Raw genomic sequence first — 23,335 nt, forward strand, 5'->3', positions numbered from 1 at the left:
ATGAGCGATCTGCACCGCCCCGCACACCCTGTTCGCCTGGTCACGGCTTCGGCGCTGTTCGACGGACACGACGCCTCGATCAACATCATGCGGCGGATCTTCCAGTCGCAGGGCGCCGAGGTGATCCACCTGGGCCACAACCGGTCCGTGCGGGAGGTCGTGGACGCGGCTCTCGAAGAGGACGCGCACGGTGTGGCGGTCTCCTCGTACCAGGGCGGACACGTCGAGTACTTCGAATACCTGGTCGCCTCGCTGCGCAAACAGGGGGCGGAGCACATCCGGGTCGTGGGCGGCGGCGGCGGTGTCATCGTGCCCGAGGAGATCACCCGGCTGCGGGAGAGCGGCGTGGCGATCTTCTCCCCCGAGGACGGCCAGCGGATGGGTCTCGCGGGAATGGTCAACACGGTCGTGCGGGACTGCGACTTCGACCTCTGGGACGGCAAGCCGGCCGACATCTCCGCCGTCCTGACCGGCGACCGGTTCGCGATCGCCCGCGCCCTCACCGGGGCCGAACTCGGCAAGCTGCCCCCGGAGTTCCTGGCGGAAGTGCGGGCCACCGCGGCCGCGCGACAGGTGCCGGTGCTCGGCATCACCGGCACCGGCGGCTCGGGCAAGTCGTCCCTGACCGACGAACTGGTGCGCAGGTTCCGCGTCGACCAGCGCGACGCCCTGCGCATCGCCGTGATCGCGGTCGACCCGACCCGCCGCCGCGGTGGCGGGGCGCTGCTCGGCGACCGGATCCGGATGAACTCCCTCGACGGCGACCGGGTGTTCTTCCGCAGCCTCGCCACCCGCGGCAGCCGTGAGCTGCCCGAGCACCTCGCCGACGTGATCGACGTCGTGAAGGCCGCCGGATTCGACCTGGTGATCGTGGAGACGCCGGGCATCGGGCAGGGCGACGCGGCGATCGTGCCCTTCGTCGACGCCTCCCTGTATGTGATGACGCCGGAGTTCGGCGCCGCCTCGCAGCTGGAGAAGATCGACATGCTCGACTTCGCCGACGTCGTGGCCATCAACAAGTTCGAACGGCGCGGCGCCAAGGACGCGCTGCGGGACGTCGGCCGCCAACTGGTGCGCAACCGCGAGGCGTTCGGCAAACGGCCCGAGGACATGCCGGTGTACGGCACCTCCGCGGCCACCTTCAACGACGACGGCGTCACCGCACTCCAGCAGCACCTCACGGCCGTCCTCGCCGAGAAGGGACTGCCGCCGGCCGAGGGCGCCCTGCCGCGGGTCGACGTACGGCACTCCTCCGGCATCCGTCAGGTGGTTCCTCCCGAGCGGGTCCGCTACCTCGCCGAGATCACCGACACCGTGCGCGGCTACCACGCCGAGACCCTCCAACTCGCCGAAGCGGCACGGCGGGTCCAGCGGCTGGAGGCGGTCACGGCCGAACTCGTCGACGCCGGCTCCGACGCGGACAACGTGCGGTCCCTGTTGGAGGACGCGCACGGGAAACTGCCGCGCGACATCGTGCGGCAGATCGAGAACTGGCCCTCCGTGATCGCCTCCTACTCCGGCGACGAGCAGGTCGTGAAGGTCCGGGACCGGGAGATCCGCACCAAGCTGACCCGCGAGTCCCTCTCGGGCAACAAGATCCCCCGCGTCGCCCTGCCCCGCTTCACCGACCACGGCGAACTGGTCCGGTTCTGGCGCGCGGAGAACCTGCCCGGCCACTTCCCCTTCACGGCCGGGGTCTTCCCCTTCAAGCGCGACGGCGAGGACCCGGCCCGCATGTTCGCCGGCGAGGGCGACCCGTTCCGCACCAACCGCCGCTTCAAGCTTCTCTCGGAGGGCCAGCCGGCGACCCGCCTGTCCACCGCGTTCGACTCGGTCACCCTCTACGGCCGCGACCCCGACGAGCGCCCCGACATCTACGGCAAGGTCGGCACCTCGGGCGTCTCGGTGGCCACCCTGGAGGACATGAAGGCGCTCTACGACGGCTTCGACCTCGTGGCGCCCACCACTTCGGTGTCGATGACGATCAACGGGCCCGCACCGGCCGTCCTGGCGTTCTTCCTCAACACCGCGATCGACCAGCAGATCGAGCGGTTCCGCGGCGAGGAGGGCCGCGACCCGCTGCCCGAGGAGGCGGCCGAGCTGCGCGCGCACGCGCTGGCGAACGTGCGCGGCACCGTGCAGGCCGACATCCTCAAGGAGGACCAGGGCCAGAACACCTGCCTGTTCTCCACCGAGTTCAGCCTGCGGATGATGGCCGACATCCAGGAGTGGTTCATCGAGCAGAAGGTCCGAAACTTCTACTCCGTGTCCATCTCCGGCTACCACATCGCCGAAGCCGGCGCGAACCCCATCAGCCAGCTCGCCTTCACCCTGGCCAACGGCTTCACCTACGTCGAGGCGTACCTCGCCCGCGGCATGCGCATCGACGACTTCGCGCCCAACCTGTCCTTCTTCTTCTCCAACGGCATGGACCCGGAGTACTCGGTCCTCGGCCGCGTCGCCCGCCGCATCTGGGCCGTCGCCATGAAGGAGAAGTACGGCGCGGACGAGCGCAGCCAGAAGCTCAAGTACCACGTCCAGACCTCCGGCCGGTCCCTGCACGCCCAGGAGATGGACTTCAACGACATCCGCACGACGTTGCAGGCACTCATCGCGATCTACGACAACTGCAACAGCCTGCACACCAACGCCTACGACGAGGCCGTCACCACCCCCACCGAGGACTCCGTACGCCGGGCTCTGGCCATCCAGCTGATCATCAACCGGGAGTGGGGCCTGGCGATGAACGAGAACCCGCTGCAGGGGTCGTTCATCATCGACGAACTCACCGACCTGGTCGAGGAGCAGGTGCTCCAGGAGTTCGAGCGGATCAGTGAACGCGGCGGTGTCCTCGGCGCGATGGAGACCGGCTACCAGCGGGGCCGAATCCAGGACGAGTCGATGCTGTACGAGCAGCGCAAGCACGACGGCACCCTGCCCCTGATCGGCGTCAACACCTTCCGCAACCCGCACGCCGACACCGCCGAGCCCGGCGTCGTCGAACTCGCCCGCGCCACCGAGGAGGAGAAGCAGTCCCAGCTGGAACGGGTACGGGACTTCCACGGCCGCCACCACGACGAGGCCCGGATCGCCCTGGACGCCCTCAAGGACGCGGCCGTACGGGGCGACAACGTCTTCGCGGTCCTCATGGACGCCACCCGGGTCTGCTCACTCCAGCAGATCACCGAGGCCTTCTTCGAGGTCGGCGGCCAGTACCGCCGCAACGTCTGAGGGGCCGTCCCAGGACGCGACCGCGCAGGGGGCCGGCACCCCCGGTCATCGGCCGGCGCCCGACTCCCTCACCGACCCGCACCCCACCGCGTCGACCACATGACGCAGGAAGCCCGCCGCCGCGCCGCCGTCGCAGACGCGGTGGTCGAAGGTCAGGGACAGGTTGACGATCTTGCGCACCTCTACGCGTCCGTCCACCGCCCACGGGCGGTCGGTGACACGGCCCACGCCGACCATCGCCACCTGCGGGTGGTTGAGGATCGGCGTGGCGCCGTCGACGTCGAAGACTCCGTAGTTGTTGAGGGTGAAGGTGCCCCCGGTGCGGTGCCCGGCGGGCAGGGCGTCCTGCCGGGCCAGGTCGGTCAGGCGCCGCAGTTCCGCCGCGAGCGCGTCTAGGGACAGCCGGTCCGCATCCCGTACGACGGGCACGACCAGGCCCGTCGGCGTCTGCGCGGCGAAGCCCAGGTGCACCCGGGAGAGACGGACGATCTCCCCGCGGTCGCCGTCGACGCGGGAGTTGAACTCCGGGAACTCGGCGAGGCCGGTGAGACAGGCCCGGGCCAGCAGCGCCAGCAACCCCGTCCCGCGGGAGGCCCGTTCGGCGAGCAGGCCGGTGGCGTCCACGTCCGCCCAGATCGTCACCGCGGGGATGTCGGTATGGGCGCGGAGGAACTTCCCGGCCGCCGCGTCCATCGGCACGCGGGTGTCGGACGGCTCGACCTGCCCGACCTGCCCGACCTGCCCGGCGCTCCGGGCGGGCCAGCGCTCCGGCGCGCCCGTGCCGTACCCCGTCAGTACCGCACCCGACCCGAACTCGGCCTCCGCCACGGTGAGCAGCGGCGCACCCACCTGTACGACCTCACCGGCCGGGCAGTGCAGGGCAGTCACCGTTCCCGCGAACGGACTGGGCAGCGTCACCACGGTCTTGGCCGTCTCGACCTCGGCGACCACCTGGTCGTGCGCGACGGTGTCGCCCACCGCGACCTTCCACTCCAGGAGTTCGGCGTCCGCCAGGCCCTCGCCCAGATCGGGGAGGACGAAAGTGCGGTCGGACGACGGCGGGGAGGGACGGCTCACGGCTCGTCCGGCGACCCCCAACAGGCGGTGCAGTGCCGCGAGTACACGCGGCACACCAGGGATGTGAGCGCCCTCCAGGAGAGGCGGGGGATAGGGGGCGTCCAGGCCCGTCACGCGCAGCACCGGCGCGCGCAGTGCGTCGAAACACCGCTCCTGCACCAACGCCGCGATCTCCGCGCCGACTCCGGCGAAGCCCTGCGCCTCGTGGACCACCAGACAGCGCCCGGTACGCCGTACGGACTCGGTGAGCGTACGGTCGTCCAGCGGGACCAGGGTGCGCAGGTCCAGCACCTCGACGTCCAGGCCGCCGGCTGCGGCCTCCGCGGCGGCCGCCAGGGCCAGGGAGACCGACGGACCGTAGCCGACCAGAGTGGCGTCGGTGCCGGGGCGGCGTATCGCAGCGGTTCCGAACGGCTCGGTACGGGAAGGGAGTTCGGTCTCCTCCTTCGACCAGTAGTGCCGCTTCGGCTCCAGGAAGATCACCGGGTCAGGGTCCGCGATCGCCTCGCGCAGCAGGGAGTAGGCGTCCGCGGCGGTCGCCGGGGTCACCACCTTCAGACCGGCCGTGTGCGCGTAGTACGCCTCGCTGGAGTCGCTGTGGTGCTCGACGGCACCGATCCCACCGCCGTACGGGATGCGCACCACGATCGGCAGGGCGACCCGGCCCCGGGTGCGGTTGCGCATCTTGGCCATGTGCGAGGCGATCTGCTCGAAGGCCGGGTAGGCGAACGCGTCGAACTGCATCTCCACCACGGGCCGGAAGCCCGCCATCGCCAGCCCGATCGCGAGACCGGCGATACCGGCCTCACTGACCGGGGTGTCGAAGCAGCGCCGCTCGCCGAACGCGTCCGCGAGCCCGTCGGTGACCCGGAAGACCCCGCCGAGACGGCCGACGTCCTCCCCGAAGACCAGGACGCGTTCGTCCGCGGCGAGTGCGTCGCGCAGGGCGGCGTTGAGAGCCTGGGCCATCGACGTCGACTTCGGGGACTGTGCCGTCGTGGCCGGTTCGAGGGCTTGTGCCATCTCAGCGCCTTTCCAACTCGATGTGCAGCGCGTCGCGTTGGGCGAGCAGCTGGGGGGTGGGGGTGGCGAAGACGTGGTCGAGCAGGGCCGCGGGATCCGCCTCGGGGTCCGCCGCCAGCCGCTCGCGCAGCCGTGTCGCGTACGCCTCGGCCTCCTCTGCCGCGGCGGCGACGTCCGCGTCGGTGAGCAGGCCCCGCTCGCGCAGCGCGGCCTCCAGGCGGACGAGCGGGTCCCGGGCACGCCAGTGCTCCTCCTCGGCGGCCGTCCGGTAGCGGGACGGGTCGTCGGCACTGGTGTGCGGGCCCACCCGGTAGGTGTGTGCCTCGATCAGCCGGGGCCCACCGCCCGCGCGCGCGTCCTCCACGGCGGCGGTCAGCACGGAGAGCACCGCGGCCGCGTCGTTGCCGTCCACCTGCTCCGCGCGGACGCCGTAGCCGATGCCCTTGTACGCCAGGCCCGGTGCGGCGCTCTGGGCGGACAGCGGCACGGAGATGGCGTACCGGTTGTTCTGGATCAGGAACACCACCGGCGCGCGCAGCACCCCCGCCAGGTTCACCGCCTCGTGGAAGTCGCCCTCGCTGGTGGCGCCGTCGCCGACCAGCGCCAGGGCGACCGTGTCCTTGCCCTTGAGGCGCTCGCCGTGGGCCAGGCCGACGGCGTGCGCCGCGTGGGTGGCCAGCGGGGTGCACTGCGGTGCCGTGCGGTGACGCGTGGGGTCGTAGCCGCAGTGGGCGTCACCGCGCAGCAGGGTGAGCGTCTCCACGGGATCGATGCCGCGGCTGACCAGGGCGACGCAGTCGCGGTAGGTGGGGAACAGCCAGTCGGTCGCGCGCAGCGCGAGGGCCGCGCCGACCTGACAGGCCTCCTGGCCGAGGCTCGACGGATAGACCGCGAGCCGTCCCTGCCGGGCGAGCGCCGTCGCCTGCTGGTCGAACCGGCGCCCGAGGACCATCCCGCGATACGCATCGAGGAGGAGTTCGGAAGGAGGCGCCCCGTCTTTCTCCAATTCTTGGAGAAAGGAAACCGGAACCTTGGAAGGAAGCCAGAAGGAAGGGTCTACCCATTCTGCGGGCTCCTTATGCATCGGCCTATCTCCCATGGCCCGCCGTCCTTTCTTGAAGGGCTGTTCGCCATGGATGCTGTCCGCTTTCCCAACTGCCGTGCAGGGGAGCCCAGGTGAAGCACAGTGAAACATCGAGGTCCGCGTTCAACAGGGTGAACGCGGAGAGGTACGTGTAATCCAGGCGTTGCCGAAGGGTCATTTTCCAGTCGCCTGTGATTCCGGTGGGCCGGGTTCCAATTGACCCGCCAGACCCGGCACTTCGGAAAGCGAGCGAAAATGTCCCGAGCGCTCCCGGGAACACGTCACTACACGGTTGTCTGTTCCTCATGCGGAACCCGCTACGAGGACGACGGACTCATGCTCGACTGCCGTGCGTGCCAGGAACCCGCGTTCCTGCGCACCGAGTACCACGGGACGTACACCGCGAGCGCCGCCGGCCTGTTCCGGCACGCCCCGCTGCTGCCGGTGGCGCGGACCTTCCCCGGGGTGCCCGGACCGGTGGTGTACCCGGCGGACCGGCTCGGCCGGCTACTGGGCCTGGACCGGCTGTGGGTGGCGTTCAACGGCCACTGGCCCGAGCGCGGGGCGCTGTTGCCCACCTGTACGTTCAAGGATCTCGAGGCCTACACGGTCCTCGGCCGGCTGCCCGCGAACCCGCCGCTCCTCGTGATCCCCTCCGCCGGGAACACCGCCGCCGCCTTCGCCTGGGCCGCCACCCGGTACCGGGTCCCGTGTCTGCTGGTCGTGCCGGCCCCGGCCCTGGAGCGGATGCGCTTTCCCGCCGCGCTCGACCCCTGCGTCCGGATCGTCGCCCTCGACGGGGCCGCCACCTACAGCGACACCATCGCCTGCGCCGACCTCCTCGCCCGTATGCCCGGCCACCACGCCGAGGGCGGCGCGCGCAACGTGGGGCGCCGCGACGGACTTGGCACGGTCATGCTGGCCGCCGCGGACGCCATCGGAGCCCTCCCGCAGGTCTACGTACAGGCCGTGGGCAGCGGCACGGGCGCCATCGGCGCACACGAGGCGGCCCGCCGGATCCGCGGCACCGGCGAACGCCTGCCGCGGCTGCTGATGTGTCAGAACGAGCCGTTCGCCGCCCTGTACGAGGCCTGGTGTCACGGCGGACAGCCGCCCGCGAGCCGCGAGCTCGAGCCGCTGGCCCGTGAACTCACCAACCGGCGCCCGCCGTTCGCCGTCCGGGGCGGGGTGCGGGACGCTCTGGACGAGAGCGGCGGCCACGTCCGATGTACCGACAACGAAGCCGCGCTCACCGCCATGGCCCTCTTCGAGGAGACCGAGGGCATCGACATCGAACCGGGCGCGGGTGTGGCCGTGGCCGCGCTCGCCGAGGCAGTACGCGATGGGCAGGTCCGCCCGGACGAACTCGTGCTCCTCAACATCACCGGAGGCGGCCGCGCCCGCCAGGCCCAGGACCTTGCCCTCGTGCCCGCCGAACCGTGGCTCCGCGTGACCTGGCCGGGCGGCGAGCACGGCCCGCGCCGCGTGGCCGAGCAGGTCGAACGCCGACTGGCGGGCGCCATGGCCGCGGGGGCCGCGCGATGACGGAACTCTCCACGCCCGCGCATGCTGTTCGCCCGCCCGGTCCGTCCGCCCCAGCGCGTCCGCTCGGCCTGTCCGCCGCCCAGCGGTCGATGTGGTTCGGTCAGCGACTCGACGCCGCCGCCGGATCCGCGTACAACGTCGGCGAGTACACCGAGATCCACGGCCCTCTCGACATCGACCGCTTCCGCACCGCCCTGCGCCGGGTCGTCGCGGCGACCGAGACGCTGCGGACCCGGTTCACGGCCGACGGCGAGGCCGTCCACCAGATCGTCGAGCCCGACCCCGCCTGGGAGTTGACCGTCCTCGACCTCGCAGGCTCGGCCGATCCCGGTGCCGCCGCCGAGGCCTGGCGGGAGTCGGACTTCGCGGTGCCCTTCGACCTGGAACGGGCCCCGCTGTTCCGGTACGCGCTGCTCCGGCTCGGCGAAGAGCACTGGATCTGGTACCACTGCTACCACCACATCGCCGTCGACGGATTCAGCTGCTCCCTCATCGCTGCCCGGGTCGCCGACGTCTATACGGCCCTCGTGGCGGGCGCCGAGCACGAGCCCGTCGAAGCCCCTCTCGCCCCCCTGGTCGCGGCCGACGACGCCTACGACGCCGACGACCGGCACGAGCGTGACCGCGCGTACTGGGCCGGTGCCTGCGCCGACCGCCCCGATCCGGTCGGCCTCTGCGACCACCCGCCCCGCGTGACCGACGGCTTCCTGCGCCAGACCGGTCATCTCGCCGACGCGGCGGGCGACTTGGTGCACGCTGCCGCCGTACACACCGGCACCCGCTGGTCCCGCGTGCTGATCGCCGCGACCGCCGCCTATCTGCACCGGCTGACCGGAGCCCGGGACATCGTCCTCGGCCTCGCCGTCACCGCCCGCGAGAGCGACACCGAGCGGGCCACCCCCGGCATGGCCTCCAACGTCCTCCCGCTGCGGCTGTCCGTACGCCCCGACACCTCCGCCCACGACCTCGTACGCCAGGCCGCGGCCGCCACCCGTGAGCTGCTCGCGCACCAGCGCCTCCGGGGCGAGGAGCTGCGCCGCGAACTGAACTGGCCGGGCGGCGACCGCCGGTTCTTCGGGCCCGTCGTGAACATCATGGCGTTCGGGCCGGAGTTGAGGTTCGCCGGACATCCGACGACGCGCCACAACCTGTCCACCGGCCCGGTCGAGGATCTCGCCGTCAACGTCTACGAGCGCGGTGACGGCAACGGCATCCGGATCGACCTCGACGCGAGCACCGCCTGCTACACGGCCCCCGAACTCGCCGCCCACCACCGCCGGTTCACGCACTTCGCGGAGCGCTTCGCGGCCGCCGTACTCGGCCCCGGCACCCCCGTCGGGCGGGTCGAGGTGACGCTGCCCGAGGAGTCCGGGTCGGCCCGGCTCGACGGCCCCGCACCCCGTACGGGCGCAGGGACCGTGCCTGCCCTCTTCGCGGCCCAGGTCGCGGCGACACCCACGGCGACGGCCGTCGTCTGCGGCGAACAGGCCTTCACCTATGCCCAGTTGGACGTCCGGGCCAACCGCCTCGCGCACCGCCTCCTGCGCCTCGGTGTCCGTCCGGAGGACCGCGTCGCCGTCCTGATGCGCCGCTCCGAACACCTGGTCACCGCCCTCCTCGCGATCCTCAAAACGGGCGGCGCCTACGTCGGCCTCGACCCCCGCGCCCCGGCCGCCCGCACCCACCGCATCCTGGAGGGGACGGCGGCGGCGGTCCTGCTGACGGACGGGCCGTCGACGGCGACGCCTTGGACGGACGGGCGGGCGCGGTCGTACGCCTGCGAGGTGGTCGTGGTCGACGACCTGCCGTCGCTCGCCGCCGAGCCGGACACCGACCCCGAACTCCCTCTGCATCCGGACCGGTTGGCCTACGTCAGCCACACCTCCGGCTCCACCGGCGCCCCCAAGGGCGTGGCCGTCACCCACCGGGACGTCACCGCCCTCGCGACGGACCGTGCCTTCGCGGGCGGTGCGCACACGCGGGTCCTCGTCCACTCGCCGGTCGCGTTCGACGCCTCCACCTACGAGCTGTGGGTTCCGCTCCTCACGGGCGGCACGGCCGTGGTGGCGGACCCGGACGAGGACGTGGACGCGGCGTCGATCACCCGGCTGACACACCGCCACGGGCTGACCGCTCTGTGGCTGACGGCCGGCCTGTTCCGGCTCGTGGCCGAGGAGGATCCCGGCTGTTTCTCGGGTCTGCGCCAGATCTGGGCCGGCGGCGACACCGTCCCGGCGGGTGCTGTCCGCAGAGTGCTGGACGCCTGTCCCGGGCTGACCGTCACCAACGGGTACGGCCCCACCGAGACCACGACCTTCGCCACCATCCGCCCCTGCCCCGGAGCCCTGCCGGTACCGGACCCGCTCCCCATCGGCCGCCCCCTGGACGGCATGCGGGCCTACGTCCTCGACGGTGCCCTCCGCCCGGTCCCGCCCGGCACGGTCGGGGAGTTGTACGTCGCCGGGGCCGGCGTCGCCCGCGGCTATCTCGGCCGTCCGGGCGCCAGCGCGGAGCGGTTCGTCGCCGACCCGTTCGGGCCGCCCGGCGCGCGGATGTACCGCACCGGGGACCGCGTGCGGATGACCCCGGACCGTGAACTCGCCTTCCACGGACGGGCCGACGACCAGGTCAAGCTCCGCGGCTTCCGCGTCGAACCGGCGGAGGTCGAGGCGGTCCTCGCCGGACACCCGGGCGTAGAGCACGCCGTCGCCGTCGTCCGCGAGGACCGGCCCGGGGACAGCGGCCTCGTCGCCTACGCCACCGTCACCCCGGGCACGGCGGCGGACGCTCTGCGCGAGCACCTCGCCGCGCTGCTGCCCGCCTACCTGGTGCCGTCCGCCGTCGTGCTCCTGGACCGGCTGCCGCTGACCGCCAACGGCAAGGTGGACCGCGCGGCCCTGCCCGCGCCGGTGCACACCGGCGTGGACCTCGAGCGTGGCGCGCGCACCGCCCACGAAGAGCTGCTGTGCGCCCTGATCGCCGATGTGCTCGGTCTGCCCGGCGTCGGCCCCTACGACGACTTCTTCGCCCTCGGCGGTCACTCCCTGCTGGCCCTGAGGCTCGTCCACCGCATCCGCACCACTCTGGGCGCCGACCTCGGCCTGCGGGACGTCTTCGAAGCGCCCACCGCGGCCGCGCTGGCCCGGCTCCTCCCGTCCGCCGAGCCAGCGCGGCCGGTGCCTCCACTGATCCGGAGCACGGAGGACGGCGAGGCCCCGCTGTCCTTTGCCCAGCGGCGCCTGTGGTTCCTGCACCGCGCCGAGCCGACGGGCGCCGCCTACCACGTACCTCTCGCCCTACGGCTGACCGGCGCACCCCTGGACCAGGACGCCCTGCGAGCGGCCCTGGCCGACATCTGCGACCGGCACGAGATCCTGCGGACCGTCTACCCGGACACCGAGGGCACCCCGCGGCCGCGGCTGCTGGAGGGCGTGGCCCCGCACCTGCCCGTCTCACGCGTGGCGGAGGACGAACTCCAGAGCGTTGCCGCCGAACTGGCATCCACGGAGTTCCGGCTCGCCACGGACATACCCTTCCGCGCGCACCTCCTTGTCCTCGCCGCCGAGGAGTCCGGAAAGTCCGGGGAGCGCGAAGATCTCGAGAAGCCCGAGGATCCGGCGTCGTCCGATGCGCCCACGGACCATGTCCTGCTGCTCGTGCTGCACCACATCGCCGCCGACGGCTGGTCCCTCCAGCCGCTCCTGCGTGACCTGGCCACCGCCTACCGGGCCCGGCTGGCGGGCGCGGCCCCCGACTGGGCCCCACTCCCCGTCCGCTACACGGACTACGCGCGCCATCAGCGCGAACTCCTCGCCGCCGACCGGGACCGGCAGCTCGCCCACTGGCGGCAGACCCTCGCAGGCCTGCCCGACGAGCTCGCGCTGCCCGCCGACCGCCCTCGCCCGGCCCGGGCCACCCACCGGGGCGGCGACATCCCGGTCCGCTGGGACGCGGACCTGCACCAAGGACTGCGCGACCTCGCCGCCGGCCAAGGCGCGACGGTGTTCATGGCCGTCCAGGCCGGGCTCGCCGCGTTGCTCACCAGGCTGGGCGCGGGCACCGATATCCCGCTCGGCACTCCGGTCGCGGGCCGCGCCGACGAGGTTCTGGACGATCTGGTCGGCTGCTTCGTGAACACCCTCGTGCTGCGCACCGACACCTCGGGTGAGCCGACGTTCCGGGAACTCCTCGACCGGGTGCGCGACACCGACCTGGCCGCCCACGCCCATCAGGACCTGCCGTTCGAGCAGCTCGTCGAGGCGCTGAACCCAGTCCGCTCACCGGCCAGGCACCCGCTGTTCCAGGTGATGCTCGCCTTCCGCCCGACCGCGTCATGGCGACTCGAACTTCCCGGGCTGAACGACCACGCCATTACGGTGGAGACCGGTGCGACCAAGATCGACCTCACCTTCAACCTCGCCGAACACCGGACGCCCGACGGTACGGCGAACGGGATCGAGGGCACTCTCCAGTACAGCGGCGACCTTTTCGACCGGCGGACCGCCGAGGACCTGGCCGCGCGTCTGGAACGGCTGCTGCGGGCCGCGCTCGCCGAACCGGAGCGGGCCATCGGCGCCCTCGACATCCTCACCGCCGACGAACGGCGACGTCTGCTGTCCGACCTGACCGACACCGCACGGGACGTCCCGGACACGACGTTTCCCCGGATGTTCGAGCAGTGGGCAGCCGAGACGCCGGAAGCCGTCGCCGTGACCGACGCGCAGAGCTCCCTGACCTACCGCCAACTGAACGCACGAGCCGATGACTTGGCGCGCGTGCTGGTCGTGCACGGCGCCGGCCCCGGCCGGGTCGTCGCCTTCGCCCTGTCCCGCTCCGTCGACGTCGCGGTGGCGGTCCTGGCCGTCCTCAAGGCGGGAGCCGCCTATCTCCCGCTCGACCCGGAGCACCCCGCGGAACGCACGGCCCACGTGCTGTCCGACGCCGACCCCGTCTGCGTCATCGCACGGGAAGCCGTCGACACGGACCGCCCGCACGTGCGCCCCGACGCGACGCCCGCCGACCACACGGTCGAACTCCCCGAGGCCCGGGCCGCCGACCCGGCCTACCTCATCTACACCTCCGGAACCACCGGCCGCCCCAAGGGTGTGGTGGTCGAACACCGCAACCTCACCACCTATGTGGCCCGCTGCATGGAGGCCTACCCGAGCCTGCGCGGCACGTCCCTGCTGCACGCCACGATGACCTTCGACGCGACCGTGACCACCCTGCACGGAGCGCTCGCCATGGGCGGCAGGGTCCACATCGCCGCCTTCCACGAGGCGGGCGCCACCGACCTGCCCGGCGGCTACAGCTTCCTCAAGGCCACTCCCAGCCACCTCCCGCTCCTGCCCGCGCTGCCGTACGACCTCTCGCCGGCCGGGGAGTTCATGCTCGGCGGCGAGGTCCTGGTCGGAGAAGCACTGCGCGCATGGCGACGCGATCACCCCGGAGTGCGGCTCGTCAACCACTACGGCCCGACCGAGCTCACCGTCGGCTGCACGGACCACCGCATCGAACCGGGTGAGGAACTTCCGTCAGGGCCGGTACCCGTCGGCCGCCCCATGTGGAACACCCGGGCGTATGTGCTCGACACACACCTGAACCTCGTACCGCCGGGTGTCGAAGGCGAGCTGTATGTGGCGGGAGACCATGTGGCCCGCGGCTACTGGAGGCGCCCCGGCCTGACCTCCGAACGGTTCGTGGCCGACCCCTTCGGGCCACCGGGGGAGCGGATGTACCGCACCGGCGACCTGGCCGTGCGACGCGCCGACGGTGTCCTGGAACTGCGCGGCCGGGCGGACGGACAGCTGAAGATCAGGGGACTGCGGATCGAGCCCGGCGAGGTCGAGGGCGCGCTCACCGGTCATCCGGCCGTCACCCAGGCCGCGGTGATGGTGCGCGAGGACACGCCCGGGGTACGACGCCTGGTCGGCTATGTCGTAGGGGCGGCCGACGGTGATCTCGACGCGATCCGTGCCCACCTCGCCCGGCAGCTGCCCGCCCACATGGTCCCCGAGACGCTCGTCCCCCTCGGCGCCCTGCCCATGACGTCCAACGGCAAGCTGGACCGGCCCGCCCTGCCCGCACCGGCGGCCGGTTCCGGCACGGCGGGCGGACGGGAACCGCGCACACCGCAGGAGGAGACCCTGCGCGGCCTCTTCGCCGAGGCGCTCGGACTGGAGGTGTCCGAAGTCGGCCTGGACACCGGCTTCTTCGACCTCGGCGGTGACAGCATCACCTCCATCCACCTGGTCAGCAGGGCCCTCGCGGCCGGTCTGCGGCTGACGCCACGGGATGTGTTCGAGCAACGGACGGTCGCCGGACTCGCCGCGGTCGCGGCCGCCGCGCCGACCGTGACGCCGGTCGCGCAGGACGCCCCCACCGGCGAACTGCCGCTGACCCCCGCACTGCGGCGACTGGTCGAACGCGGCGGGCCGATCGAGGCGTTCAGCCAGTCGATGCTGCTGGTCACGCCGGAGGACGCCGACCAACAGCGTCTCGTGGCGGCGCTCCAGGCCGTGATCGACCACCACGACGCCCTCCGGATGCGCCTGGGCGGTGACGGCACGGCCGTCATCCCGCCGCCCGGTTCCCTGGACGCAGCCGGCCTGCTGGAGCGGGTGACCGCACCGGACCCGCACCGGCCGCCACCGCGACTCGACACGGAGCGAGGTGAGTTGGTGCGCGCGCTCTGGTACGACGCGGGCCCCGGCCGCCGCGGACGACTGCTGCTGACGATCCATCATTTCGCGGTGGACGCGGTGTCCTGGCACATTCTGCGTACCGACCTGGCCGCCGCCTGGCGGGGAGAGGACCTCACCCCGAAGGGCACGTCCTTCCGGGCCTGGGCCCGTCTGCTGGAACAGCAGAGCATGTCCCGTGAGCCCGAACTCGACCTGTGGCGGAACGTGTTGGCCGACCCCGGCCCGCTCCCCGCCGTCCGGCCCACCGACCTCGTCGGCCAGATGCGCCACCTCACCCGCGCACTCCCGTCCGCCGGTCTGCTCACCACCGTCGCCGCGGCCTTCCACACCGGCCCCGAGGACGTCCTGCTCGCCGCGCTGGCCATCGCCTTCGCCCGCCTGCGCAGCCGGCCGGCACTGCTGCTCGACATCGAGCGGCACGGCCGTGAGGAGATCGCCGACGGCGTCGACCCGACCCGCACGGTCGGCTGGTTCACCAGCGTCGTACCGGCCCGCCCGGACCTGCGTGGGCTCGACCTCGACGATCCGGCGCAGATCCTCAAGGCGGTCAAGGAGCATCTGCGGGCCGCCCCCACGGGCGGCCTGGGACACGGCATGCTGCGCCACCTCAACTCCGGGACGGCCGCGGCCCTCGCCGAACTCCCCGCCCCGCAGGTCGGGTTCAACTACCTCGGCCGCAGCACCCCCGGCGCCGACACCCCCTGGTCTCCAGCGCCCGAAGCCCTGCCCGGCCCGGCACTCGGCGTCGCCCACGACCCGGCGCAGCCCGTCGCCCACGGTCTGGAGATCACCGCCGTGACCGACCCCGAGGGCACCCTCACCGCCACCTGGTCCTGGGTGCCGCGCCTCTGGAACGAGGACGACGTGAGCGCCCTGGCCGACGGCTGGTTCCAGGCCCTGGCCGCCTTCGAAGGCACCGGCGCGGACGGCGGGCACACCCCGTCCGACGTGCCCCTGGTGTCCCTGTCCCAAGCGGAGATCGACGAACTCGAAGCCGAGTTCGGAAGCGAGTGGAGGTAACCCACGGTGACCCGGTCCGGAATTGCCGACATCCTGCCCCTGTCGCCGTTGCAGGAAGGGCTGCTCTTCCACGCCCTGTACGACGACGACCAGGCACCCGACGTCTACGCCGCCCAGCAGATCCTGGAGCTGACCGGCGACGTCGACCCCGCCGCCGTACGCGCCGCAGGCCAGGCGCTGCTCGACCGGCACCCGAACCTGCGCGCCTGCTTCCGCCGCCGTGAGGCCGCGGCGCCCCTCCAGATCGTGCCCACGGACGTCGAACTCCCCTGGTCGGAAAAGGACTTGAGCGGTCTCGACGACGCCCGGCGCGAGGCCGCCTGGCAGCGGACCCTGGACGAGGAGCGCGCCCGCCGCTTCGACCTGGCCCGGCCACCGCTGCTGCGGTACGTGCTCGTCCGCTGGGCCGCCGACCGGTACCGCCTGCTGATCACCAACCACCACATCCTCCTCGACGGCTGGTCGAAGCAGCTGCTGGTGCGGGAGTTCACCGCCCTGTACGCCGGAGAGCACCCGACCGGTCTTCCCATCACCCCGCCGTACCGCGACTACCTCGCCTGGCTCTCCCGGCAGGACCGCGCCGCCGCCGGGACGGCCTGGCACCAAGCCCTGGAAGGCACCGAGGAACCCACCCTCCTGGCCCCGGGAACCGCGGCCGGACCAGCGGTGCTCCCGGACGAACTCGTCGTCGAACTCACCGAGTCGGAGACCGCCGCCGCCGAGAGCGCGGCCCGCGCCCTCGGCATCACCCTCAACACCCTGGTCCAGGGCGCCTGGGGCCTGCTCCTCGGCCGCCTCACCGGCCGCACGGACACCACCTTCGGCCAGACCGTCACCGTCCGCCCGCCCGAACTGCCCAACGTGGCCTCGATGGTGGGCTTCTGCATCAACACCGTGCCGACCCGGGTGCGCTGGGACGACGGGGACACCGTCGCCGGCTTCCTCACCGCTCTCCAGGAGCGACAGGCCGCCCTGCTCCCGCACCAGCACCTGGGCCTCGCCGACATCCGGCGCGCCACCGGCGTCGGCGACCTCTTCGACACCCTGCTGGCCTTCGAGAGCCACCCCACGGCCACCGGCCCGGGCGAGGACCGGGTCACCCAGCTCACCGGCCGCGACGCCACCCACTACCCCCTGACCCTCGCCGTTCTGCCCGCCCGCCGGCTGGCCCTGCGCCTCTCCTACCGGCCCGACCTGTACGACGAGACCGGCGCCCGCACCCTCCTGGACCGGTTCGCCGTCGTCCTGGCGCAGCTGGCAGACGGTCCGGCACGCCGTGTGGGTGAGGTGGAGGCGCTCCTGCCGGGGGAGCGGGAACGGCTCACGAGGGGCGGCGCACCCCTCGCCACCGCCCCGTCCGCCGCCCTCACCGACCTCTTCGCCCGCCAGGTGGCCCACACCCCCGGCGCGAAAGCCGTGGTGCACGGGAACACCAGCCTCACCTATGCCGAACTGGACGCCCGCGCCACGGTGTTGGCGTCCGTGATGGCGGCCCGCGGCGCCGCCCCCGAGCGCCTGGTCGCCCTCGCGCTGCCCCGCTCCAGCGACCTGGTCGTCGCGATCCTGGCCGTCCTGAAGACCGGCGCGGCCTACGTCCCGCTGGACCCGGAGTACCCCGCCGAGCGACTCGCGTACATGCTCGGCGACTGTGCGCCCGTCCTGCTGCTGACCACGCGGGACCTGGCACCCGGGCTGCCCGCCACCGACGTACCCGTGCTGGCCCTGGACGACGACAGGACGTCTCCGTGCGACGCGGACCTCCCGAAGCTGACGGGTGATCACCTCGCCTATGTCATCTACACCTCGGGCTCCACAGGGCGGCCGAAGGGCGTCGCCGTCCCGCACCGCAACGTGGTCCGCCTCCTCGACTCCACCCGGCACTGGTTCGCCTTCGGCCCCGACGACGTGTGGACCCTGTTCCACTCCTACGCCTTCGACTTCTCCGTCTGGGAACTGTGGGGAGCGCTGCTGCACGGCGGCACCCTCGTCGTCGTACCGCACGACGTCACCCGCGACCCGCACGAGTTCCTGCGGCTGCTGGCCCGGGAACGGGTCACCGTCCTCAACCAGACCCCGTCGGCCTTCGGCGAACTGGTCCGGGCCGATGCCGAACTCCCCTCGGTATCAGCCGAACTGAGTCTGCGTCACATCGTCTTCGGCGGTGAGGCGCTCGATGTCGCACCCGTGGCGGAGTGGTTCACCCGGCACCCCGAGGACGCCCCCGCCCTGGTGAACATGTACGGCATCACCGAGACCACCGTCCACGTCACCGGACTCCCGCTCACCCGGGAGCGCTGCGAGGGCATCGGCGAGCCGATCCCCGATCTGCGCGCCTACGTCCTGGACGCCGGTCTGCGGCCGGTGCCGCCGGGCGTGGCGGGCGAGCTGTACGTGGCCGGTGCGGGCCTGGCCCGCGGCTACCTCGGACGACCGGGCCTCACGGCGGGCCGTTTCGTCGCGGACCCGTTCGGCGAGCCGGGCGAACGGATGTACCGCACCGGCGACCTGGCCCGCCGGACGGCCGACGGGCGGCTGGAGTACGCGGGCCGTGCAGACGACCAGGTCAAGATCCGCGGTTTCCGTATCGAGACGGGCGAGGTGGAGGCGGCACTCGCGGCCCATCCCGAGGTGTCCCGCGCGGTCGTCCTGGTCCACGACGGACGCCTGGTGGCCTACGCCGTGGCCGAAGGACCACTGGACCCGGCGGCACTTCGGGCCCACACCGCACTCACCCTGCCCGAGCACATGGTCCCCTCCACGGTCGTCGTCCTGGACCGGCTGCCGCTGACCGCCAACGGCAAGCTGGACCGCGCGGCTCTCCCGGTCCCCGCCGCCACGACCGGTGTCACAAGCGCCACCCGGACCCCGCGCACCCCGCAGGAGGAGATCCTCTGCGGCCTGTTCGCCGGTGTCCTCGGCCTGGAGTCCCACCAGGTCGGCGCGGACGACGCCTTCTTCGACCTCGGCGGCGACTCCCTGCTCGCGATGCGCCTCGCCGACCGGATCAGGACCGCCTTCGGCACCGCACTGCCCGTACGGGCCGTCTTCGAGGCGCCGACCCCGGCCTCCCTCGCCACCCGGCTGGGCGAGTCGCGGGACGGCAACCGCCCCGCCCTCCTGCCCCTGCCGAGCCGCCCCGACCCGATCCCCCTCTCCTACGGCCAGCAGCGACTGTGGTTCATGAGCCGTCTCGACGGCGGACACACCACCTACACCGTCCCCGCGGCCCTGCGCCTGACCGGCCCACTGGACCGGCAGGCACTCACGGAGGCCCTCGCCGACATCGTCACCCGCCACGAGCCGCTGCGCACGCTGCAACCCGACGTCCAGGGCACCCCGTACCAGCGGATCCTCACGCCGGAGGAGGCCCGCCCGAACCCGGACGTCGTCCGCACCACCGAGGCCCAACTCCCCGCGCTGCTCAAGGCGGCAGCCGGCCACCGCTTCGAGCTGGCCGCCGAACCGCCCCTGCGGGTGACCCTGTACGACCTCGGCGCCGACACCCACGTCCTGCTCCTGCTCGCCCACCACAGCGCGGTCGACGGCTGGTCGATGCGCCCGCTCACCCGCGACCTGGAGACCGCCTACGCGGCCCGCTGCGAGGGGCGGGCGCCCGAATGGCCGCCCCTGCCCGTCCAGTACGCCGACTTCGCACACTGGCAGCGCGAATCACTCGGCGACGAGAACGACCCCGGCAGCCTGATGGCCGATCAGATCGACTTCTGGCGTACGGCGTTGGCGGGGATGCCCGAAGAACTCCCGCTCCCCGCCGACCACCCGAGGCCCGCCGAACCCAGCGGCCGCGGCGACCGTACGGCCGTCACCCTGGACGCCGCCCTGCACGCCGGGCTCCGCGACCTGGCCGCCGCACAGCGGGTGACCCTGTTCATGGTGCTCCAGGCCGGCCTCGCGGCCGTACTGACCCGGCTCGGCGCGGGCACCGACGTTCCCGTCGGCACCCCCGTCGCCGGGCGGAACGACGAGCGACTCGACGACGTCGTCGGCTTCTTCGTCAACAGCCTCACCCTGCGCACCGACACCTCCGGCAACCCCACCTTCCGGGAACTCCTCGCCCGAGTCAGGGAGTTCGACCTCGCCGCCTACGCCCACCAGGACGTACCGTTCGACCTGCTCGTGGACGCGGTCGGCCACGAGCGGACACTCGCCCGCCACCCGCTCTTCCAGGTCATGCTGGCCTACACCGGCCATGGCGCGGACCCTGTCCCGGCCCTGCCCGGCCTGAGCGTCGCGCGTGAGACCGTGACGACGGGCGCGGCCCGTTTCGACCTCTCCCTGTACCTCACCGAGCATCGCCACGGCGACGGCACACCGGCGGGCATCGACGGTGTCGCCGAGTTCAGCACCGACCTGTTCGAACCGGAGACAGCCCGCCGACTGGCCCAAAGGCTCATCCACTTCCTCAGCGACATGGCCGCAGACCCGGACCGGCGCATCGGCGACGTCGACCTCCTCGACCGGGACGAGCACGCACGCCTGGTCGACTGGAGCGCCACCGGGGAACCGGTACCTTCCGAGTCCCTGGCCGAGATGTTCTCCCGACAGGTACGGCTCAGGCCCGAGGCCCCGGCCCTCGACGACCTGTCCTACGCCGAACTCGACGCCCGGGCCCGGCAGGTGGCCCACTGTCTCGCCGGCCGCGGCATCGGCCCCGGCGACCTCGTCGCCGTACCGCTCCCGCGATCCGCCGACCGCATCGTCGCCCTGCTCGCGGTCGCCCTCTCCGGCGCCGCGTTCCTGCCGATCGATCCGGCGCTGCCCACCGACCGTATCGACGCCCTGCTGGCCGACGCCCGACCGGCACACGTCCTGACGGACCTCACGGCGGACGGCACCTCCGGCGAACTCCCCACCGCCCACCACCCCCACCACGCGGCCTACGTCATCCACACCTCCGGCTCGACCGGCACCCCCAAGGGCGTGATCGTCGAGAACCGCGGGCTCGCCGCCCTCGCGCGGACCCAGATCGAACGCTTCGGACTCGGCCCCGACAGCAGGGTCCTGCAGTTCTCGGCGCCCGGCTTCGACGCGTCCGTGATGGAACTGCTGATGGCGTTCGGGTCCGGCGGGACCCTGGTCGTGCCCGACGCGCACGGCCCGCTGCTGGGCGCGGAACTCGAACGGGAACTGACCAGCGGCCGGATCACCCACGCCCTGATCCCGCCGACCGCACTCGCCACACTGCCGCCGGGCGAACTGCCCGACCTGGAGACACTGGTCGTGGGCGCCGAGGCGTGTTCGGGCGAGCTGGTGGCCCGCTGGGCGCCGGGCCGCCGTATGGCCAACGCCTACGGGCCCACCGAGTCGACGATCTGCGCGACCATAGCCGTCCCGCTCACCGGCGACCAGGCCCCGCCCGTCGGCCGCCCCGTCGCCGGCACCCGGACCCTCGTCCTGGACGCCTGGCTGCGCCCCGTGCCGCCGGGCGCGGTCGGCGAGCTCTACCTCGCGGGAAGCGGAATCGCCCGCGGCTACCTGGGCCGCCCCGCACTGACGGCGTCGCGCTTCGTCGCGGACCCCCACGGCGGCCCCGGCGACCGGATGTACCGCACCGGCGACCTGGTCCGCTGGTCGCCCGACGGGCAGCTGCAGTACCTCGGCCGCGCCGACGAGCAGGTCAAGCTGCGCGGCTTCCGTATCGAACCCGGTGAGATCGAAGCCGCCCTGGCCCGCGACCCTGCCGTCGCCCAGGCAGCCGTGGTGGTGCGCGAGGACGAGCCGGGGGACCGGCGCCTCGTCGCCTACGTCACCACCCGCGCCGGACACCCGCCCGCCGACCCCGCCGCACTGCGCCGGGGCGCCGAACGCCTGCTCCCGGAGTACATGGTGCCCTCGGCCGTCGTCGTCCTGGACGTCCTCCCGCTGACCCCCAACGGCAAACTGGACCGCAGGGCGCTCCCCGCCCCCGAGGCGCAGGCGGCCCCCGAAGCGGCCCGCGAGCCTAACTCGCCCGCCGAGCGCGTGCTCGCCGAACTCTTCCGCGACCTGCTCAAGCTCCCCGGGCTCACCCTCGACGAGGGCTTCTTCGCGCTCGGCGGGGACAGCATCTCCTCGATCCGGCTGGTGAGCCGGGCCGCCGAGGCCGGCGTGGTGATCAGCCCGCGTGACGTGTACGAGCACCAGACGGTGGCCGCCCTCGCGGCGGTGGCCCGCGGCCCCGTGGGCGCCGCACGCGCCGGCACGGGTGATGACGGGGTGGGACCGGTGCCGTTCACGCCCGTGATGCACTGGCTGGTCGAGCGCGGCGGCCCTATCGGCCGGCTCAGCCAGTCGGTGCTGCTGACCGTGCCCGCGGACGCCGACACGCCACGGCTGACCCGCACGATCCAGGCACTCGTCGACCACCACGACATGCTGCGCTCCCGCCTCACCGGGGAGCGCGCGATGGAGGTCGGCCCGGTGGGCTCGGTCGCCGCCGTCGTGGACCGCCGAGACGTGAGCGGGACCGACGATCTCCACACCGCCGTGGCCGAGGAGTTCGACCGCGCGCTCGGCACCCTCGATCCGGTGACCGGCGCGATGCTGCGGGCCGTATGGCTCGACGCGGGCCGGGACCGTCCAGGGCGGCTGCTGCTGGTCGTCCACCACCTTGCCGTGGACGGGGTCTCCTGGCGGATTCTCGTGCCCGACCTGGAAACGGCCTGGAAGGCGGTCTCGGCCGGACGCGAGCCCCAACTCCCGCCCGTCGGAACGTCGTTCCGATCCTGGTCCGCCCTGCTGCGCGAGCAGGCCCGGGAGCGGGGCACGGAGGCCAAGCTGTGGCGGCGGACGAACGACGCCCCCCGCGCGCCGTTCGGGGCCCGGCCCCTCGACCCCGCCAAGGACACCGCGGCCACCTCCAGGTCGCTCCGGCTGACCCTCGACGCCGACGTGACGGGGCCCCTGCTCGGCAGCGTGCCCGCCGCGTTCCGTACCGGACCGCAGGACGTGCTGCTCGCCGGCCTGGCTCTGGCCGTCGCCGCACGCCAGGACAGCCCGCACGTCCTCGTCGACGTCGAGGGGCACGGCCGTGAGGAGGTCGCCCCGGGCCTCGAACTCTCGCGTACCGTCGGCTGGTTCACCTCGCTCTACCCGGTGCACGTCGACCTGGAGGGCATCGATCTGCGGGACGCGCTGGCCGCCGGTGCCGCGGCCGACGGCGTGGTCCGCCGGGTCGCCGACCGCACGGGCGAACTGCCCGACCGGGGCGTCGGGTTCGGCCTCCTGCGCTACCTGAACCCGGACACCTCGGGCGAGTTGGCCCAGCAGGCCGCACCCGCGATCGGCTTCAACTACCTCGGCCGCTTCACGGCTCCCGCCGCCGACAGCCCCTGGTCGTTCGCCCCGGAGTCCCCGGCCCTCGGCAGCGGCACCGATCCCGGTCTCGCCGCCGCCCACGCCCTGGACCTCAACGCGGTCGTCCACGACACGGCGGCCGGCCCCCGGCTCGTCGCCGACTGGTCCTGGCCCGACGGCGTGCTCACCGAGGCCGAGGTGCGAGAACTCGCCGAGGCCTGGTTCGCCGCCCTCACCGCCCTGGCCGACCGCGCCGCCCGCACGGCACCGGCGGCCCCGGGAGCGCTGCTGTCGGCGGAGCTCGACGCGGACGAACTCGACGACCTGGCGGCCGGATTGGACGGCTAGGGGAACGGCC

General features: G+C 73.0%; 6 protein-coding genes. 4 read left to right on the forward strand and 2 right to left on the reverse strand.

The window, feature by feature from the left end; genetic code table 11:
- On the forward strand, positions 1 to 3,231 hold the full coding sequence (icmF, locus tag ACFYRX_RS19745) for a fused isobutyryl-CoA mutase/GTPase IcmF (protein WP_389101225.1): 3,231 nt from the start codon (positions 1 to 3) through the stop codon (positions 3,229 to 3,231).
- Positions 3,232 to 3,276: 45 nt separating this feature from the next.
- Here icmF and ACFYRX_RS19750 read toward each other — a convergent pair whose 3' ends face one another.
- On the reverse strand, positions 3,277 to 5,331 hold the full coding sequence (locus tag ACFYRX_RS19750) for a 2-oxo acid dehydrogenase subunit E2 (RefSeq protein WP_389101227.1): 2,055 nt from the start codon (positions 5,329 to 5,331) through the stop codon (positions 3,277 to 3,279).
- A 1-nt stretch (position 5,332) separates the two neighbouring features.
- Entirely contained in the window at positions 5,333 to 6,430 is a 1,098-nt protein-coding gene (gene pdhA / locus ACFYRX_RS19755) for a pyruvate dehydrogenase (acetyl-transferring) E1 component subunit alpha (RefSeq protein ID WP_389101229.1), read from the reverse strand.
- Positions 6,431 to 6,670: 240 nt separating this feature from the next.
- Between pdhA and ACFYRX_RS19760 the strand changes: the two genes are divergently transcribed.
- The 3 genes from ACFYRX_RS19760 to ACFYRX_RS19770 are packed head-to-tail and all read left to right on the forward strand — an operon-like array spanning position 6,671 to position 23,325.
- Complete coding sequence (locus ACFYRX_RS19760; RefSeq protein ID WP_389101231.1) at positions 6,671 to 7,960, forward strand: cysteate synthase; 1,290 nt, start codon at positions 6,671 to 6,673, stop codon at positions 7,958 to 7,960.
- Positions 7,957 to 15,684 carry an amino acid adenylation domain-containing protein gene (locus ACFYRX_RS19765; RefSeq protein ID WP_389101233.1) on the forward strand — a complete coding sequence of 2,576 codons (7,728 nt, stop codon included), beginning with the start codon at positions 7,957 to 7,959 and terminating at the stop codon, positions 15,682 to 15,684. The genes ACFYRX_RS19760 and ACFYRX_RS19765 overlap by 4 nt, the downstream gene beginning before the upstream one ends.
- A 6-nt stretch (positions 15,685 to 15,690) precedes the next feature.
- Positions 15,691 to 23,325 (forward strand): amino acid adenylation domain-containing protein, encoded by a 7,635-nt coding sequence (locus ACFYRX_RS19770; RefSeq protein WP_389101235.1) that lies wholly within the window; start codon positions 15,691 to 15,693, stop codon positions 23,323 to 23,325.
- The last annotated feature ends 10 nt before the right edge of the window (positions 23,326 to 23,335 follow it).

The organism is Streptomyces sp. NPDC005374 (genome assembly GCF_042872225.1).
GTDB lineage: Bacteria > Actinomycetota > Actinomycetes > Streptomycetales > Streptomycetaceae > Streptomyces.